At 63.9% G+C, this 17702-nt stretch carries 17 protein-coding genes; 10 read left to right on the top strand and 7 right to left on the bottom strand.

The window, feature by feature from the left end:
• Positions 1-32: 32 nt before the first annotated feature.
• Positions 33-1307, bottom strand: a complete 1275-nt coding sequence (locus G333_RS0100210; protein WP_019627363.1) for a DUF2254 family protein — start codon at positions 1305-1307, stop codon at positions 33-35.
• A gap of 315 nt (positions 1308-1622) precedes the next feature.
• Between G333_RS0100210 and G333_RS0100205 the strand changes: the two genes are divergently transcribed.
• The 3 genes from G333_RS0100205 to G333_RS14135 are packed head-to-tail and all read left to right on the top strand — an operon-like array spanning position 1623 to position 3618.
• Complete coding sequence (locus tag G333_RS0100205; protein WP_019627362.1) at positions 1623-2777, top strand: hypothetical protein; 1155 nt, start codon at positions 1623-1625, stop codon at positions 2775-2777.
• Between the two features lie 10 nt (positions 2778-2787).
• Positions 2788-3105, top strand: a complete 318-nt coding sequence (locus G333_RS0100200; protein WP_019572027.1) for an HPF/RaiA family ribosome-associated protein — start codon at positions 2788-2790, stop codon at positions 3103-3105.
• A 54-nt stretch (positions 3106-3159) separates the two neighbouring features.
• Positions 3160-3618, top strand: coding sequence for a YqcI/YcgG family protein (locus G333_RS14135; protein WP_231372999.1), 459 nt, complete (start codon positions 3160-3162; stop codon positions 3616-3618).
• On the opposite strand, the gene G333_RS0100190 is transcribed toward G333_RS14135, so the two are convergent.
• A protein-coding gene (locus G333_RS0100190) for an IS3 family transposase (protein ID WP_155986100.1) occupies positions 3583-4736 on the bottom strand; the annotation gives its coding sequence in 2 pieces (ribosomal slippage) (positions 3583-4487 and positions 4487-4736; 1155 coding nt in all). The genes G333_RS14135 and G333_RS0100190 overlap by 36 nt on opposite strands.
• Before the next feature lie 64 nt (positions 4737-4800).
• On the opposite strand from G333_RS0100190, the gene gntA reads away from it, so the two are divergent.
• The 6 genes from gntA to G333_RS0100160 all read left to right on the top strand — a co-directional run bounded on the left by gntA (position 4801) and on the right by G333_RS0100160 (position 11486).
• Positions 4801-5100 carry a guanitoxin biosynthesis heme-dependent pre-guanitoxin N-hydroxylase GntA gene (gntA, locus tag G333_RS14460; RefSeq protein ID WP_369791817.1) on the top strand — a complete coding sequence of 100 codons (300 nt, stop codon included), beginning with the start codon at positions 4801-4803 and terminating at the stop codon, positions 5098-5100.
• Positions 5097-5723: a DUF1989 domain-containing protein gene (locus tag G333_RS0100180; RefSeq protein WP_019627359.1), complete on the top strand. Its 627-nt coding sequence runs from the start codon at positions 5097-5099 to the stop codon at positions 5721-5723. Before gntA ends, G333_RS0100180 begins: the two co-directional genes overlap by 4 nt.
• Positions 5708-6160 carry an MgtC/SapB family protein gene (locus G333_RS0100175; RefSeq protein WP_018167956.1) on the top strand — a complete coding sequence of 151 codons (453 nt, stop codon included), beginning with the start codon at positions 5708-5710 and terminating at the stop codon, positions 6158-6160. Before G333_RS0100180 ends, G333_RS0100175 begins: the two co-directional genes overlap by 16 nt.
• 93 nt (positions 6161-6253) lie before the next feature.
• Positions 6254-7540, top strand: a complete 1287-nt coding sequence (locus G333_RS0100170; RefSeq protein WP_019627358.1) for a mechanosensitive ion channel domain-containing protein — start codon at positions 6254-6256, stop codon at positions 7538-7540.
• Between the two features lie 36 nt (positions 7541-7576).
• On the top strand, positions 7577-10039 hold the full coding sequence (locus G333_RS0100165; protein WP_231372995.1) for a catalase: 2463 nt from the start codon (positions 7577-7579) through the stop codon (positions 10037-10039).
• Positions 10040-10211: 172 nt separating this feature from the next.
• On the top strand, positions 10212-11486 hold the full coding sequence (locus G333_RS0100160; protein ID WP_019627356.1) for a DUF2254 domain-containing protein: 1275 nt from the start codon (positions 10212-10214) through the stop codon (positions 11484-11486).
• Positions 11487-11644: 158 nt separating this feature from the next.
• On the opposite strand, the gene G333_RS0100155 is transcribed toward G333_RS0100160, so the two are convergent.
• The 3 genes from G333_RS0100155 to G333_RS0100145 all read right to left on the bottom strand — a co-directional run bounded on the left by G333_RS0100155 (position 11645) and on the right by G333_RS0100145 (position 14183).
• Positions 11645-12157 (bottom strand): PRC-barrel domain-containing protein, encoded by a 513-nt coding sequence (locus G333_RS0100155; protein ID WP_019627355.1) that lies wholly within the window; start codon positions 12155-12157, stop codon positions 11645-11647.
• Positions 12158-12697: 540 nt separating this feature from the next.
• A complete protein-coding gene (locus G333_RS0100150; RefSeq protein ID WP_019627354.1) occupies positions 12698-13279 on the bottom strand; it encodes a BLUF domain-containing protein in 582 nt (193 codons plus the stop codon).
• A gap of 52 nt (positions 13280-13331) precedes the next feature.
• Complete coding sequence (locus G333_RS0100145; protein WP_019562640.1) at positions 13332-14183, bottom strand: HDOD domain-containing protein; 852 nt, start codon at positions 14181-14183, stop codon at positions 13332-13334.
• 130 nt (positions 14184-14313) lie between these two features.
• Here G333_RS0100145 and G333_RS0100140 point away from each other — a divergent pair, with 130 nt between their 5' ends.
• Positions 14314-14910, top strand: a complete 597-nt coding sequence (locus tag G333_RS0100140; RefSeq protein ID WP_018937979.1) for an RNA ligase partner protein — start codon at positions 14314-14316, stop codon at positions 14908-14910.
• Between the two features lie 13 nt (positions 14911-14923).
• Here the strand turns inward: G333_RS0100140 and G333_RS0100135 are convergent, their stop codons facing one another.
• Both G333_RS0100135 and G333_RS0100130 read right to left on the bottom strand, forming a co-directional pair.
• Positions 14924-16027, bottom strand: a complete 1104-nt coding sequence (locus G333_RS0100135; RefSeq protein WP_019627353.1) for an RNA ligase — start codon at positions 16025-16027, stop codon at positions 14924-14926.
• Complete coding sequence (locus tag G333_RS0100130; RefSeq protein WP_019627352.1) at positions 16024-17694, bottom strand: Na/Pi cotransporter family protein; 1671 nt, start codon at positions 17692-17694, stop codon at positions 16024-16026. The genes G333_RS0100135 and G333_RS0100130 overlap by 4 nt, the downstream gene beginning before the upstream one ends.
• Positions 17695-17702 lie beyond the last annotated feature (8 nt).

Here is a 17702-nt window from a genome sequence, read left to right as displayed (position 1 = left end):
TGCTATCCCACAAGACGTCGCTCGGAGCCCCGTCAGTGACCTTCGACAAAAGCCTCGGCCTCCCGCTCAAGCCGCTGACGGTCGCGAGCCAGCATTCCGTTGGCGTCTGCCAGAGCCAGCACCATCTCCACCTGGCGTCGGACCTCCGAGAGGACCGCGAACGCCTCGCGTTCCTCGGCGGCCTCGCGGACCCGATCGAGCATGTGCATCAGGTGCCGGGCCGTTTCCGGGTCGCGGGCGGCGGGCTCCCGCAGTCGTTCCGCGCATAACTGCACGAGGTCGGCAGGGTCCCAGCCGAACTCGTCGTAGATACAACGGCCGTCCTGGTCTTTGTCGTGCAGCCGCGGCAGCCCACGCTCGACGATCTCCACGAGGACGGCTTCGAGGTGGACCAGCACCTCGTGGGCGGTCGCCGTGTCCGCGTGTGCCTGCAACGCGAACGTCCCGACGTCGACCAGCTGGCTCACGGCGAACGCGAGGTCCATGTCAGCGCTGCGGGTGCGGGCAAGGCTGATCGCTTCGGCCACGCTGTCGAGGTTGGCATCGGCGGGGGAGACGAGCGCGACCGTGCAGCGGGGGGTGACAAACTCGCCAACGCGGCAACGGAGATGTACGACCCCGCCGGCCGGCAGCGCCTTGCGCATCCGGTCGATGTCGATGGCGGTAACCCAGCCGGTGCCCGGGGCCAGGACCGTCTGCGCTGCGGACGTGGGCGGCGGCACCCCGGTGATCTCGAGCCGTGCCCCGGGGTGGCGATCGAGTACCTTGAGGGCGTTATCGGCGAGATGGCTGACCAGCTCCGACAGCGACAGACTGCGCGTGGCGTGCTGGATCGCCAGCAGTACGCCGGCCATCGCGGCCAGTGCGATGATCACCGCCAGCACCGTACTCACAATGGGCGCGGCCGCCTGTTCGTCGGAGGGCATCCTTACCAGGATGACCAGCACGGCCACGACGCCTGCCGACATGAATGCGAGCAGATTCCGCTGGAAGCGGTCGTCCAGAAAGGTCAGCAGCGTCCGGGGCGAGAAGTGCGCGGCCATCAGGCCAACCACGACGGTGCGCATCCAGAGGCCGAACACCGCGACCGTGATCAGGCCCCCGGTCACTGACCCCAGCAGGACCCGTGCGCTACCCACAGTGCCGAGCTCGACGGGTGGAGGCCACAGCCATGCGGTGTCCACGGCCAACGCCGCCAGGCCCACGCCCAGACCGGCCGCCATCGCCATGCCCATCGCCACCGTGATTTCGCCCAGGCGGAGGGTGGCCCAGCGGGGCCGGGGCCGGCCGCGGTTCGTCTCCCCCATGCTGTCACCTCCAAGTGGTGACCGATTGGCGTGTAGAGGCCCCTCGGCGATTCCTGACGAATCAGTTCGGGCGGATGTGCTCCGTAGAGTCACCGGGCGGGACCGTTGTGTCGGTGCGTTGCCACACCGAGTGGCGCAGCACTCTGATCATCTGGACCCGCGAGCAGAAGCCCGGGGCAGCCATGTCGGCATGAGCTGGAACCGGGGTGCGCTTGTGCCATCGGCCGTGCGGGGCTAAGCGCGACGCCGCACATAAATGGACGTGCCGGCGTGCTATACGGATGGTGTGCCTTGTTGGAGAGATCCGGAATGTCAGTGAACCGTGTCGACCAGGACGCCGCGGCGGGCCTCTGGGATGACTGTGACCCGCCGTGCCTTTCGCTTTATCAACCGACTCATCGGGACCACCCGGACAATGAGCAGGATCCAATACGCTTCAAGAATCTGGTGAAAGCGCTGGATGACTCGCTGCGACAAAAGTTTGCGAGCGACGAGATCCAGCCCTTGCTCGAACCCTTGCTGGCCCTCGCGGACGATCGCGAGTTCTGGAACTGCACCTTCGACGGCCTGGCCGTGTTGCGCGACAGGAATCGGTTTCGGGTCTACAAGCTCCAGCGCCCGGTCCCCGAATTGGCGGTTGTGGCGGACAGCTTCCACACCAAGCCCTTGCTGCGCATCCTGCAATCGGCGGATCGCTATCAGGTGCTCGCCTTGAGCCGGCACGAGATGAAGGTGTTCGAGGGCAACCGTGACGCCCTGGACGAGATCACGCCTGCCGATGGCGTGCCGCAGACGATCACCGAGGCGCTCGGTGACGAACTCACCGATTCCCGCCAGACGGTGTCGGCCTATGGCGGCAGCGGCGGCGGCCAGGCTCCCATGCACCATGGCCATGGCGGCAGGAAAGCCGAACTGGACGATGACGCGGAGCGATTCTTCCGCGCAGTCGATCGCGCGGTCCTTGAACACCATTCCAAGCCCTCCGGCCTGCCGCTGCTACTCGCCGCCCTGCCGGAGCACCACCACATGTTTCACGCGCTCAGCCACAACCCTTTCCTGATTTCCGAGAGCCTGGACGTGCATCCGGATGCGCTTGCGTCGAGCGACGACTTTCGCGAGCGGGTCTGGCAAACCATTGAACCTCGCTACCTTGAGCGCCTGGCCGGGCTGGTGGATGCCTTCGGCAGTAACCAGCCGAAGGGCCTTGGTTCCGACGACCTGGCCGAGGTGGCCCGGGCCGCCGTGGGCGGGCGCGTGGCGACCCTGCTGATCGAAGCGCGCCGGGAAATCCCCGGTCGGGTCGATGCGACGACCGGCGAGCTTGAGTTCGACGATCTCTCCCACCCCGAAACGGACGACGTGCTCGATGACCTGGGAGCCCTGGTGCTCAAGATGGGCGGCGAGGTGGTCGTGGTGCCGAAGGAACGGATGCCGACCGGTACGGGAATCGCCGCAATCTACCGCTACTGAGGCAAGTGACATGCAGATTCAGATCAACACGGATGACAACATCGACCAGTCCGGTGCACAACCGGAGCAGACCGAAGCCACCATCAGAAACGTCCTGGAGCGCTTTGCGGATCAGGTGACGCGCGTGGAGGTTCACCTCAGCGACGAGAACAGTGACAAGAAATCCGGCAACGCCGACATACGCTGTCTGCTGGAAGTCAGGGTCGAAGGTCTCCAGCCCGTAGCCGTGACCGATGAAGCCGCGACCGTGGGGCAGGCGGTCGACGGTGCCGCACGCAAGATGAGGCGTTCCCTGGACAGCACGCTTGGAAAGCGGAAGAGCCACTGAGGTTACCGGCCAGCACCGATCGCCGTTGGCCAATGGTGACCTGTCGAAAAGCGGATGAAACACCCTGGAGATCCTGGTACTAACGAAGTGGGCCTGCAGCCCGTTCCGGACCTGGGCGGGCGCTTTCTGGCGTTGCTCGCCGAGGCTACATATCCCTGTGTGGGCGCCAAGTCCGCTTTGGCCCGTGGCTCGATCGAGACTCATGAGTTCGGCGCTCTAGGGGATCCCGGCAATGACCGGGCGATCCTGGATGGCCTTTCTCGATTCGTTGCCATGATCGAAGCAAGTGCTTGCAACGAGGACATCGTGCACTCTTATGTCGCCCTGTTCAGTGGCCCAGGCGATATGAGCGAGCTTCGTTTCGAGTCCTTGATGTGGGCGCAGTTGTGGCGAATCCACAAGCTGGACATTCTGGCGGGCAATCCTCCCGCCGACGATGTCAACAGCGATAGTGACAGCCCGCTGTTCAGCCGGGTTCTACCCCGTTTCGGCGGACGGTTTGGAAAGGGCTGAAAACTTCAGATCCTGAATGGCGATGCGGCGCCGCATCCTTGGATTGTGGAACCGCTCAATGTAGCCAAACAGATCGGCCCGTGCTTCGTCTCGTGTCCGGTAGCGCCGATGGTGTACGCGTTCGCGCTTTAGGACGCCGAAGAAGCCCTCGCAAGCCGCATTGTCACCGCAGTGGCCAACGCTGCTCATGCTGCACAGCAGCGTATTCCGCCTCAGGAAGCGCTGATAGTCACCGCTCGTAAATTGGCACCCACGATCTGAATGCAGGATCACGGCCCCGTCGCCCTGGCGCTGCCAGACTGCCATCTCGACCGCACGGATGACCATCCGGCGATCCTGGCGGTGATGCATCGACCACCCCATCACCACCTTGCTGAACAGGTCGAGCACAACGCAGAGGAAAAGCTTGCCCTCCTGTGTGGTGATCTCGGTGATGTCCGTCACCCATTTGGTTTCAGGCTCCGAGGCCGAGAAGTCCCGTTCGAGACGGTTGGGAACCCCGGCGGGGCGTTCGTTGGGTCGTCGAAAGCCTCGACGCTTTCTCCGGGGCCAGCCTTGGATCGCATCCGCTGCCATCAGTCGCGCCACGCGGTTAAGACTGGCGGTCTCGCCTTCGGCCACTAGATCTTCATGGATCCGGGGTGCGCCGAGTGAACCGCCACTGTCGGCATGAATCGCCCGGATCCGACCGAGCACCCGGCGGTTATCCTGGTCGCGCGCACTGGGCGCGCGACCGTCCCAAGCATAAAAACCGCTCGGCGACACCTTCAGACACCGACACATCAGGCGAACCGGGTACTCGTTGCGGCAGCGCTGAATCATCTCGTACCGGGTGATGATCCCTTGGCAAAGTACGCGGCCGCGTCTCTTAAAAAATCCCGTTCCTTGGTCACCCGGGCCAGATCGCGCCTCAGACGCGCGACCTCCTCATCCCTTGGCGTCCCGGTACCGGAAAAGGCCTTGCTGGCCCCGGCCTCCGCCTCCCGAACCCAGCGGGTCAGCAGGGTCGGACTGATACCCAGCTCCAAGGCAATCTGCCGGCAGCTTGTGCCCGATCGACGAACCAACTCCACCGCTTCCCGCTTGTATTCCGGGGTGTAACGTTTACGTTTCGACATGAACACTCCTTCGGCCCAGTATGGGCCTTCTCGTAAGTGTCCGCTTTAACGGGGTAGAACCCGCCTGAGCATAGCAGGGCATCCGTTCTTTGCCATTGGGCTTCACGCGAACGCTTCGCGCCTCGCCCGGCGGTTTTCCAACCCGGTATTGGTGCTCAATTCCCACCGCCAGTTCGAGAAGCTAAGAAAGGACGGACGTTTCGAGAAGATGCAAGTGGCCACTCGAGCACGCGATATCGCCTTGCAAGGATCCCAGAATCCCAATCTGGCGGATTTTGGAGAAGTGAGTGAGGCCAGGCAGTACAGTGGCCGTGAGGTTGAAGCCAACTGGAAATGCCTATTCCATTTCAAGGAGAAGCCGTGAACACGGACGTGCCGACCGTGAGAATATCTCCCTGCTCCGCGCAGGCGGTCGAGCTTGGCCCTGGAGACGAACTGGTGGTGATCGATCCCGAAGGCCAGCAGGTCAGCGATGTGGTCGCATTCGGGAATCCGGATCATGGGGAGTATCTGTCTTCAGGGCGCTCTCTTGACTATGCCTCACGACTTTGGCTGACGACGGGCGACGTACTCTACTCGAACCGTAGCCGGCCAATGTTCACCATCATGGAGGATACCTGCGGTCGACATGACTTCACTTTGACACCTTGTTCGAAAGACACCTTCAGGATCATATACGGGGAGCACGAGGGTCGTCCGGGCTGCGAGGGCAATCTGGCGGCGGCGCTGGCCCCTTACGACATCGGTGTCGATCGCATTCCCATCGCATTCAATGCGTTCATGCATGTGTCGATCGATGCCACAACGGGGGAGTTCGGCGTTCTTCCTCCGCTCAGCAAAGCCGGGGATTTCGTTCGCTTGCGAGCCGAGATGCCCCTCGTGGTGGCGATGTCCGCATGTTCCGCCGGGCAGTCGAATAATTTCTCCTTCAAGCCGATCGATTTTCAAGTTGTGCGCAGAAATCCGCCGTCATGCTCGAATGGCTGATACCGGAGTTCGATGGGTCCCTCATGCTCCGTCACCTGCGCGATCTTGTGTTGGCCTATCTGCTCGCGATCCCGAGTGCCTGGGACCGGGAAGTTCGCGATCGCGCCATTGGACTGCGGACGTTCCCGTTGGTCGCCGTTGCCGCCTGTGGCTACGCGCTGATCGGCTTCTCGGTACTGGAGTCGCCCGACGCTCAGGCCCGGATCATGCAGGGCCTGATCACCGGCATTGGATTCATCGGTGGCGGAGCGATTCTCAAAAGCGGTGGTAGCGTGGAAGGTACGGCCACGGCTGCCAGCCTTTGGGCAACGGGCGCGATCGGCCTGGCAGTCGCCGCGCACCGTTTCGAGATCGCGATCCTCATCAGCATCGCGACGTTTTTGACGCTGCGCTATCTCAAGCCGCTGATGCATGCTCCCGAGAAATCCGGGGAATAACAGGCTGGGTTCGGTACCGCACGGAACGGTTCCGGGTCGGGTGGCTACTGTCTCGGGATGATGCGGATTGCCGTTGTCCTGGCTGTTATAGGCATGGCCCTGCCGGGATGGGTGATCGCGGCCGAGCCACCGCTCGTCCTGACGCCCCTGGAGTCGGAGGAACGGCTGGAGGCCCCGGCGAGTGTCGGCATTGTGCCGGAAGCGTCCGACGAGGCCATCGCGACCCGGCTGGAGCGGATTCTGGTTGCAACGGGCTGGTACGAGCAGCCGGCGGTCGCGGTCGATGAAGGGGTGGCATTCCTGTATGGCCAGGCCCGTCGTCAGAACCACCGCCAGTGGGCCGGCGATCTGGCACGCAGCACCCAGGACGTGGTCGCGGTGGTCAATCACCTCGAGTTGATCGAGCCGTCGATCTGGGATCTGAGTCCGGCGCTCAGTGGCTTGAACGAGCTCGGCAGAACGGTGCTGAGAAGCCTGCCTTACGTGCTTTTCAGTCTGTTGCTCCTCGCGCTGGCCTGGTCCCTGGGCGTGCTCGTCACGCGGTTGCTGCGCTGGACCACAAAGACCAGTAAACGGAACAATCTGCTGAAGGACGTGGTCGCCCGGGGCGGGGGTGTCCTGGTGTTCGTCGCCGGCTTGTACAGCGTGTTCCACGTAGCCGGGTTGACCAACGTCGCGCTGGCCGTTCTGGGTGGTACGGGGCTTGCCGGCATCGCGCTGGGTATCGCCTTTCGCGACATTACCGAGAACTTTCTGGCGAGCATCTTTCTGAGCGCACAGAACCCCTTCCGGACCGGTGATCTGATCGAGGTCGGGAAAACCCGCGGGTTCGTGCAAAGCATGACGATTCGGGCCACCGTGCTGATGACGCTGGACGGCAACCACGTGCAGGTACCCAACGCGACCATCTACAAGAGCGACATCACCAACTTCTCGGCCAACCCCAATGACCGCATGGAGTTCGGCGTGATGATCGGTCTCAACGACTCCATCACCGACACCCAGGCGATTGGCCTGGCCGTGCTTGCGGGTCACCCGGCGGTCCTGGAGAACCCCGAGCCATGGGTTGTCGCCGAGGAGATTCGCAACGCGGCCGTGCTGATCAAGCTGTCATTCTGGTTTGATTCACGAAAAACCAATGGCCAGCAGTTGCGCTCGGCGCTCATTCGGCTCACCAAGCGCGCGCTGATGGAGGCCGGCATGACGATTCAGGCCGAACAACGTCAATACGTGGAACCGATTGCCGACGGTCCCGCGGAAGAATCGGCGGCAGCCATGACCGTGTCCGAGGCCGAGACCCGCCCGGAAGGCGAGGTCATTCGCAACCAGGCCGCGCTCGCGCCCATGCCGGAAAAGGGAGAAAACCTGCTCGACCAGTGATCCAGTTGCGCCTCCGTCGACGTCTCCGGGTATTTCTTGCCACTGCGTTTGTTGCCGCACAGAGCGTTCCTGTCCCCCGTGGTATCGATGCCAGGGTGCGTCCATCCCCCGACGCCCTGGAGAAGAATCATGGCTAAGAAAAAAACGGGTCGTTCATCACAGCCGTCAGGCAAAGGCGGTAAATCGGCCCCAGCCGCGCTCAGAACCAACGACATCGTTGCGGAGCAAGCCGCAGCCAGCGACGATTTCGTCGCCGCGATGCCCTACAACACCATCAAGGAGCAAGACCACGGTCACGACAACGCGGTGGCGCCGCCGGCCGGTCCTACTACGGAGCCAGGGTCCAGTGCGTTGACTGCGAGCACGATGACCGAGGAACCCGGTACGTCGAAAACCGGCGGGCCGGCTCGGCTCGGAACGAACGCGACGGTCGCCCCGCTCGACCGGGTCCGGGTCGATCCCAGCGATCAACCGTTGACCACCAACCAAGGTGTTCGGATTGGCGACAATCAGAACACCTTGAAAGCGGGGCTGCGCGGGCCCTCGTTACTCGAAGATTTCATCCTGCGGGAAAAGATCACCCATTTCGATCACGAACGTATCCCGGAGCGGATCGTCCATGCACGCGGCTCCGGGGCGCACGGATATTTCGAAGCCTACGACGGGCTGACCCAGTACACCCGCGCGGCGCCGTTCGCCGAGAAGGGCAAGATCACGCCGGTGTTCGCGCGATTCTCCACGGTGGCGGGTGAGCGCGGTTCGAAGGACACTGCGCGCGACGCCCGTGGCTTCGCGGTGAAGTTCTATACCGACGAAGGCAACTGGGACCTGGTGGGTAACAACATCCCGGTGTTCTTTATTCAGGACGCGATGAAGTTTCCCGATCTGGTCCACGCCCTCAAGCCGGAACCGCATCATGGCATGCCTCAAGCGGGGTCCGCGCATGACACGTTCTGGGACTTCGTCTCGCTGTCGCCGGAGTCCACTCACATGCTGATGTGGGCCATGTCGGATCGCGCGATACCGCGCAGCTACCGGATGATGCAGGGCTTTGGCGTGCACACCTTTCGCCTGGTCAACGAGCAGGGCGAGTCCGTGTTCTGCAAGTTCCACTGGACGCCGCTCCAGGGAACGCACTCGCTGGTCTGGGACGAAGCCGTGAAGATCGCGGGCGCCGACGCCGATTTTCATCGGCGTGACTTGTGGGAGGCCATTGAATCGGGCGAATTCCCGGAATGGGAACTGGGTGTGCAGATCTTCACCGAGGAACAGGCCGACGGCTTCAGCTTCGACGTGCTCGACTCCACGAAGATCGTGCCGGAAGAGCTGGTCCCGCTGACGCCCGTGGGGCGCATGGTGCTCAACCGCAACCCGGACAACTTCTTCGCGGAAACCGAGCAGGTCGCGTTCTGCACGGCGCATGTCGTCCCCGGTATCGACTTCTCCAATGATCCGTTGCTCGCCGGTCGTATCCATTCCTATGCGGATACGCAGATCACGCGACTCGGGGGGCCCAATTTCCACGAGATCCCGATCAATTCGCCGCTTGCTCCAGTGCAGAACAACCAGCGCGATGGCATGCACCGCCAGGCGGTGCATCGCGGGCGCGTGGCCTACGAGCCGAACTCACTGGCGGGTGGCTGCCCGTTTCAGGCCGGGACCGCCGGCTTCGTGTCGTTCCCGGATGCCCATGCGGAGGACAAGGTCCGTGGCAAGCCGGAGAAGTTTTCCGAGCACTATGCGCAAGCCACGTTGTTCTTCGAGAGTCAGACCGACGTCGAGAAGGCGCACATTGCAGCCGCATTCCGCTTCGAGCTGAGCAAGGTCGATGTCCGCGCGATCCGCGAACGGATGGTGTCCTCGCTGGTGAATGTTTCACGGGAACTGGCGGCAGAGGTCGCCACTGGCTTGGGCATGGAGGTACCGGATGCCATGCCGAAGGCCGTCACCGATCCGGAACCGCCGGAGATCACCGAGTCGCCAGCGTTGTCGCTGATGGCGCGGCCCGGCGAAACCGGAATCCGCACACGCCAGATTGCGGTACTGGTCGAGGAGGGCGTCCACCATGCCTCGCTCGTCGATCTTCATGGCGCGCTGACGGACGCGGGTGGCATCGTGCATTTTGTGGGTTCACGAGTGGGCACGTTCGTCGGCGATTCCGGCGAAAAGATCGAAGCCAACAAGTCCATGGAGAATTCTCCGGCCGTCCTGTTCGATGCATTGGTGCTGCCCGATGGGAGCGATGCGGTCCAGACGCTCGCAGCCAACGGGCACACCATGGAGTTCATCAAGGACCAGTTCAGGCACTGCAAGACGATCCTCGCCTTGGGGGCTGGCCGCGAGCTTCTGGAAATGGCGGGCATTGGCCCGGCCATGCAAGAAGATCCGGGCATCCTGTTGGCGGACGCTGGCGGCGTGACCGAGGGCGCATCAACATTCATCGACGCGCTCACCGCTCATCGTCATTTCTCCCGCGACAGCGATCCACCCGCGAAGTGATGCAACCCAACCTTCGGCGATCTCGCGACTACGCGGTCTTCCGAAGACGTTACCGTGCCTCGCCAAAGCGGGGTGGGGCCTCGCCTGGTTGTGGGGGCTCCGCCGCAGACCCGATACAACGTAACCGTGTCATCGAAAACCCGTGTTTCCCTCGCGGTCGGAGAGCGAAATCATGCCCCAGTTACGCCGGTTGACGACCGACCGGCTGCGCGTCTTTTTCAGTCGGCTCAAAGATCGTTTATGGGTCAGGCCACTGGGCCTTAGCGTGCTTGCCGTGGGCGGTACGTTCGTTGCCCGGCTCGCTGACGGCACGGGGCTTGCCAAGGTATTGCCCCGCATCCAGCTGGACTCTGTCGAATCCTTGTTGACCATCATGGCGTCCAGCATGCTGGTTATTGCAACCTTTGCAGTAGGCGCCATGGTCGCCGCTTATGCGTCGGCCAGTGTCAGTGCGACCCCCCGATCCATCCCGCTCGTGATTTCCGATGATGTCACCCAGAACGCATTGTCGGCGTTCATCGGGGCCTTCATCTTTAGTATTGTTTCTCTAATATCCGTTCAAAACGAGATATTTGGCCACGCCGGCCTGTTTTCGATTTTTTCGCTGACCCTTCTGGTGTTTGTGATTGTCATCGTCACCTTCGTGCGCTGGGTCGACCGAATTGCCCGACTGGGGCGCGTGGTCAACACCATTGAGAAAGTGGAAGAGGCGGCCACGGATGCACTCGATCGGCGTCGTCATGCGCCCACGCTGGGCGCTTTGGCAGGCCCCATGAATCCGACCAGGGACCTTGGGGCCCCGGTCTTCTCGCCAACGGTTGGTTATGTCCAGCATATTGATCTGGAGACGTTGCAGTCGGTCGCTGAAGATGCCAACTGCCGCGTTTTGGTGACGGCTCTGCCGGGTACGTTCGTCAGCGCGCGCCGTCCTCTTCTTCGCATTGAAGGGTGCGAGGCGTTCGACCCGGAGGCCTTTGCTGTCGCCTTCAAGATTTGTCCCAACCGTGCGTTTGATGATGACCCGCGGTTCGCGCTTGTCGCCTTGTCGGAGATCTCCGACAAGGCGCTGTCGCCTGGCACCAATGATCCGGGGACCGCGATCAATGTAATCGGCTCAATGGTCCGACTGTTTACACTTTGGGTGTCACCGCTGGAGAAGGACCGGGTGGCGGAAATCACCTATGACCGGGTATTCGTGCCGAGCTTGGAGATCGACGACTTGTTCGACGACGCATTTACGGCTCTGGCTCGTGACGGTGCCGGTTTCGTGGAAGTTGCGATCCGACTGCAGAAGGCTTTTCGTGCGTTGGCCGAGACCGATGACCAGGCGATGGTCGCGGCCGCCAATAGGCATTCACGCATGGCACTGGCCCGTTCCGAACAGGCCATGTCATTGCAGGACGATATCGAGGCAGTACGCAGGGCAGCAGCATTTTCGGCCGTGTAGTACAGGACGAGTAGAACGCGGCCGGGCGGAAATCGATAGGGCGAACACTATCGCGTGGAGGTATGCGGTACTGGAGGTGTGGAGTCCAGGCATAAAAAAAGCAGGGGCTTTCGCCCCTGCCGTCTAGTTATCCCACCAGATCCGGGTTGTGCTTGCGATCAATCGCGGCGTTCGAACTCCGGCGCAGAGCGCAGCTCTTCACGGGTAACGTCGACGCGAAGTTCCCGATCATCCGCAGTGCCGGAGGTGGTCACGTGACCCCAGCCAATGGCGACGTCTTTCTCGCCCATGCCCAGGAATCCGCCAACACCGATCACAATAGCGACGATCTGGCCGTTCTCGTCAATGATCAGGTCATCGACCGAACCGAGATCTTCATCGCTCGTGGTTTTAACATCAGTGCCGATCAGCTCGCTCGCGTGCATGCTGTTGGCCGGTGAAGAGTCCATATAGCCGCGGCTCTGCATGCGGGCCTCGTCGCGGGTGGCACGGTAATCTTCTGCACTTTTCGAGTCAGACTGCCCGGCGCGCTGGCCCTGTTCACTCTGGGTGCTCTGCGCGTCGCGCTCAACGTCCCGCTCATCGTACTGCTGTGCCAGCACAGAACCTGCGCCGAGGGTGATGGCTGGGGTGACCAAAGCGTAAAAGGCAAATGAATGTAGCTTGTTCATGTGAATCTCCTTCGAAACGGATATCCCGGCTTGGAAAAATTTCCGTTTTAACGGCTTCATCAAAACCTGTCCTTCCTAGCGACATTGCCGGGAAGGGACTGAATCGCCACGTTGCAGCGGATTCAGGATGAGGGTTCAAAATAGGCTCAGGGCGTTAACGGGTCTGTTCGCTGGCACACTGACGGGGGCCGTTCGCGTTCTTTGTGATCGCTGAGTGTTGAAAATGTGAAGGGATTGGCGGTTCCAAAAAAGCGATGAGTCAAGGTGCCCCGGCGTGGCGGGTCGGACGACAGGACCTGGACGTACCCGGGAGGGAGGAGGGGGCGTGAAGCACCATGGAGATGGCGCTTGCGGATTGAGTATTCGAGCGTCGGGAGCCGGTGGTGAGGTGGACCGGGGGCTTTGGCAACAGGTGGGGTGCGTGCGCCAATCCCGAGGGCGTATGCGCGCGGGGTGCATGAAGGCCGGGCGAAGGGCGCCACCGGCGTGGGTTGCGAATGCGCGCATGTCGCGAGCGACATGCGCTCGCGAAGTGTTTCCCTAGGTGGCCAGCAGCAGGTAGGCGGCCGCCCCGATCACGCCGGCCAGAATCGCGACTGCGACCAGCCCAACGCCGAACAACAGGCGATTGGTGCGACGGGCGGCGTCTTGGGGACGGGCCGGCGCCGGTCGCTCGGGTTCGGCGTGCGCGGTATCTCGCCCGTGGCGCAGGAGGTCCAGCATCGCGTCGATGCGGTCGTTGTCGAAGGCGAAGGGGTCGAACCGGCGTTGGCCGAAGCGTTGCAGTAGTTGGCGAACGTCCACGGCCGCCGGGACGTATTTCATCGACCATTCGCCGAATCCCGGGGTATCCAGTGACTGCTCGCGCAGTACCCGGACCTCTTCGTGGCGACGATCACGGCGGATGCGGTCGACGGTTTCGCGCACCGCATCCGGGTCGCCCTCCAGGCACTGGAAGAAGTGCCCGTCGCCATAGTAGAGCGCGCCGACAATCCCGCTGCGCGGGTTGTTCTGGCGCGACTGCATCAGGATGCGACTGACTTCGGGCTCGATGCCCTGGTTGGACGTGTTTTCGCGAAACGTGGCGCGCGAGGCGTAGACGAGCTGGAGAATGGCGGGCATGCGGACGTCCTTCCTGGGAAGTAAGGAGAAGACCGCCCCCGCTGCGTGGGGTTCACTCAATCATCTGGTTTACGTGTTCCAGACCGATCGCGTCGTCTTCCCAGTTGAGCTGGGTTGTGCCGGGCTTGGCGGCCAGGCGGCGGATGGCGGCAACCGCGTTGCGGTCGATGGAGGCCAGGCGATGCCGCGTGGCGTTGTGACTCTCGATGTTGGCCGCCTGCAGGATGTCGCTGTAGTTGACCGGTTCGCCATCCTCCGGCTCGCGCTTGAGGTTCTCGTGATCGGCCACTGCGCGGATGATCTCCGGCTCGAAATTCCAGTTTTTCAGCATCGCGCGGCCGATGGGGACATGCGCGGCGTCGGCCGCGGCCTGCAGGGCGCGCGGGTCCTCGTAGATCTCGGGTGTCTTCTCCGCGCGGCGCAGGATCGGGATCATGCCGATGTCGTGCACCAACCCGGCGAGCAGCGCGGTATCGGGGTCCAGGTGCGGGTGTCGGCGGGCCAGCAGATAGCTGATGATCGCCACCTCCAGGCTGTGGTTCCACAGTTCTTCCATGCGTACGCGGATCATCTCGTTCCCGCTCTGGAAGACCTCCTTCATCGACAGCGCAATGATGGTCTGGCGGGCGCGTTCCATCCCCAGGCGCGTGACGGCGGAGCGAATGGTCGCGCAGCGCGTGAGTCCACGATAGGCCGGGCTGTTGGCGTGCCGCACCAGGCGCGAGGCCAGGGCCGTGTCGCGCGAGATCAGATTGACCAGGTCAACAATGGAGCTGGACTCGTCCTGGGTGATGAACAATGCCTGCACCGAGACATCGGGCAGGGTCGGGATCTCGATCTGGTGACGTTCGAGGTCCTCGCGCAGGCGTTCCAGAAACTTTTCGACTTCCGCTCGGGTGGCCAAGGGCAATCCATGTCCGGCTGGGAAATGACGCGCCGATTATGCCATACCCGTCCTCGCGGACGGGGGATCCGCGCCGGTTGACGGGCCGCTGGCCCCTGCCGATGATGAAGGGAGCCGACAGGAGGTCGTGATGCGCCGATTCGTGCTGGATACCAGTGTCTTTACCAACCCGCATGTGGCCGGGCAGTTCGGCGAGGATGCCGAAGACATCCTGCGGACCTTCCTCACCCTGGCACGCCATTGCCCCGCCGAGTTCTACATGCCGTTGTCGGTGTACGAGGAGTTTCGCGGCATGCGCGACCTCGAGGCCATGGCGGCCGATTTCGAGACCGTGGTCTGGGTGCGTTCGCCGCGGCGCTTCGCCCTGATGCTGCCGAGCGACATCCTCTACGAATTCATCGACGAGGTGCGTACGCGGATTGACCGCGGCCTGCGCATTGCGGAGGAGCACACCCGCCAGGCGGGGGCGGCCGAATCGCTCAAGCCCGAGCTGATCACCCAGCTGCGCGAGCGTTTCCGCGAGGCGATGCGCAAGGGGCTGGTGGATTCGCGCGAAGACGTCGATGCCGTGCTGCTGGCGATGGAGCTGGACGCCGAGCTGGCCAGTGCCGACGAGGGCATGCGCAAGCTGGGCAACCGTATGGGCATCAAGCTGGTCACCGCCGACTACCTGCGTCGGGTGATGGAGAACCTGGCCGAGTCCGGCGGCCACTCGCGCGAGCTCTGAGCGCTTCCCGGGTTCAGTCGTACTGCCGGTCACCGGCCAGGGCCGAGGCCAGGGTGCCGGTGATCCGGTCGAACAGGCGCTCGAACTCCAGCAGCCAGTAGCCGTTCGCCTCCTGGCGCGGCGTGTCCGGCAGGAAGCGCACATGGCGCCCGCCGGTGGCCTGCATGTGATCGATGAAGCGCTGGGCCCCGGCACGCTCGCGGAAGCGACAGCGGTAGGTGTGGCCGACGCGTCCCTCGCGCCGGCTCTTGTCCACCGCGGTCGCCAGCCCGGACAGTAGGGCCGCGCCCAGTTCGCGTTCCACGGCGACGCGCTCCGCGGGCGGGTGTTCGGCGAGGAAGATGGCCAGGCGGGTCAGACGGTTGGTGAAATACTCCGGCGGCAGGTCCAGCAGCTGTTCGGAACACACGCGGATATCGTTGATACAGGAGCCGCCGGCCACGTACTTGGCGCGGTGCTCGCCATCCGCGGTCTTCAGTACCAGGCCCTCGGCACCGTCGGCATCCAGTTGCCGGATCAGGCGGCCCAGGGCCTCGGTGTCTGCGGGCGTGAACCGTCCATGCAGCGGCGCCGGTGGCAGGTCATGCCGCTCCATCAGTGCAAACTTTTCGTCCTGCGGCACAAAGCCCGGCTGGCCGAGCCGCATCAGGTCGAACACGAACAAGCCGACGTCGTCCGCGACGCGCGGGGTGGAGCCCTCAAGATAGGGCGTGTCTGGCCCGGCGATTTCCGTGCAGAGCACCAGATCGGGTTCCGCCTCGAATACCGCGAGGTCCACGAAATCCGGCACCCGGTCGGTACTGAATGCACAGACAAACCCGCCCCGGCTGAAGGCGACGACCCGGCCTTCCCAGCGCAGGATGCGCACGTTGAAGCCGTCGATCTTCTCCTCCGCCCAGAACGGCTGATCGAACTGGCGCGGCAGCCCGGCCTCCAGCGACTGGATGCGCCCGATGGCCGGGTAGCCGGGGACCACCGAGCCATCCGGAAGCACCACGGAACCGCGCGGGTAGTGATTTACCGGCTCCAGCAGCCGGGCGTATTCCAGCCCGTCGAACGTCAGGGCCTCGGCCCGGTGGTTCGCGATGGCGTCCTGCAGGGTTTCGCCGTCGATCATGCGTTCTCCGGTTCCAGCGTCTTGCGCAGCCCCTGGATCTGGTCCTCCAGGGCCTCGGTGTGGCGGCGAGCCTTGTCGGCCTGGGTGACCAGGCGTCGGGCCATACTGATGATGCGGAGTTGGCGTTCCATCTCGGTCATGCTCAGCGAGCCGAAGGTGCCTTCGCGCAACAGGGCTGCCTTCAGCTCGGCATAGGCCGTCTCCACCGTGCTTACGGCCTCGGCGGCCGCCAGGTCTCTGCCGTTCTCGCTTTCCAGGTTGGCGAGATCGAGGGCGCGGATCGCTTGCTCCTGCCAGGCGCGGCGCTGTTCGCTGACGATCGGGCGCTCCTCGCCGGTCGAGTGGCGGCGAAGCTCGGCGATCTGGTCGGCCAGCACCGCAGTCTCGCGATGATAGCGCGCGATACGTACCGCCTCGGCGATGCCGTGCCCGACCGCCTCGGGCATCGGGTGGTTGGCCGTGCGGGCGGCGAAATCGCTGATGGCAGTGGTCAGCTGTTCCACGGCGGCGCGCCGTGCGTCCAGGGTGCCCGCGGCCGGCGGGTCCGGGCGCAGGGCCTCGCGCGCCATGGAGTGGCTGATGTCGGCCAGGCGCTCGGTTTCCTGTAACAACGACTGCAGCGCCAGATCGGGGACGCCCCCGCTGTGCTTGTCGAGAAAGCGCGGCTGGGCGATATCTTCCTCCCGGGTACGGAAGCGCGTCTGCAGAAAGCGGATCATCGGCGGGGCGACCGGAACCATCAGCGCCACGCCCAGCAGGTTAAAGGCGGTGTGGAACAGCGCCAGCAGAACTGCCGGGGCCGGGGCCTCGCCGGTGCTGCCCCAGATCCAGGCGATCGCGGCCAGGAACCACGGCAGGATCAGCAGCGCAACGAGCGCGGTCAGGCCGTTGAACATCACGTGCGCGGCGGCCACGCGTTTGGCGTTCGGGGTGGCACCGATGACCACCAGCAGGGCCTTCACCGTGGTGCCGAGGTTGGCGCCGATCACTGCGGCGGCCGCGGCTTCCAGCGGTACCGCGCCGCTCATCGCGGCGGTCAGGGCCATCGCCATTGACGCGGACGAGCTCTGCATCAGCACGGTCAGCAGCGCACCGATGCCGACCATGATCAACAGCCCGACAAAGCCCGGTCGCGCCAGGGCGGAGAGGTCGAAGGTCGCGCTCAGGCCCTCGAAGGCCTCGCGCAGCACGTCGATCCCGAAGAACAGCAGGCCGAAACCGGCCAGGGCCAGACCCAGGTAGCGCGGGCGTGCGGCCTTCATGAACAGGTAGAGCAGGGCGCCGATGCCGATGGCCGGCAGGGCGAAGGCCTCGATCCGGATATTGAAGCCAATCAGGGCGACCAGCCAGCCGGTCATGGTGGTGCCGACGTTGGAGCCGAAGATCACCCAGACCGACTGGCCGAGGGTCAAAAGCCCCGCGTTGGCGAAGCCGATGGTGGCGACGGTGACCGCGCTGGAGGACTGGACCAGCGCGGTCACGCCCATGCCGGAAGCGAGCGCGCGCGGGCGAGTCCGCGTCCAGACGCCAAGAATATGCTGCAGGGCCTTGCCGCCGGCGGTCTTCAGGCCGTCGGTCAGCAGCGTCATGCCGAGCAGGAACAGCCCGAGACCGCCGAGGAAGCCGGCGATCAGGGCGTAGGTGCTGACGGCTTCGGCCTCCGGCATGCGAGCGG

It is taken from the genome of Thioalkalivibrio sp. AKL10 (assembly GCF_000381845.1).
In the GTDB taxonomy this organism is placed as follows: Bacteria; Pseudomonadota; Gammaproteobacteria; order Ectothiorhodospirales; family Ectothiorhodospiraceae; genus Thioalkalivibrio; species Thioalkalivibrio versutus.
The sequence above is the reverse complement of the archived record's forward strand: the minus strand, read 5'-3'. Positions and strand labels throughout refer to the sequence as shown.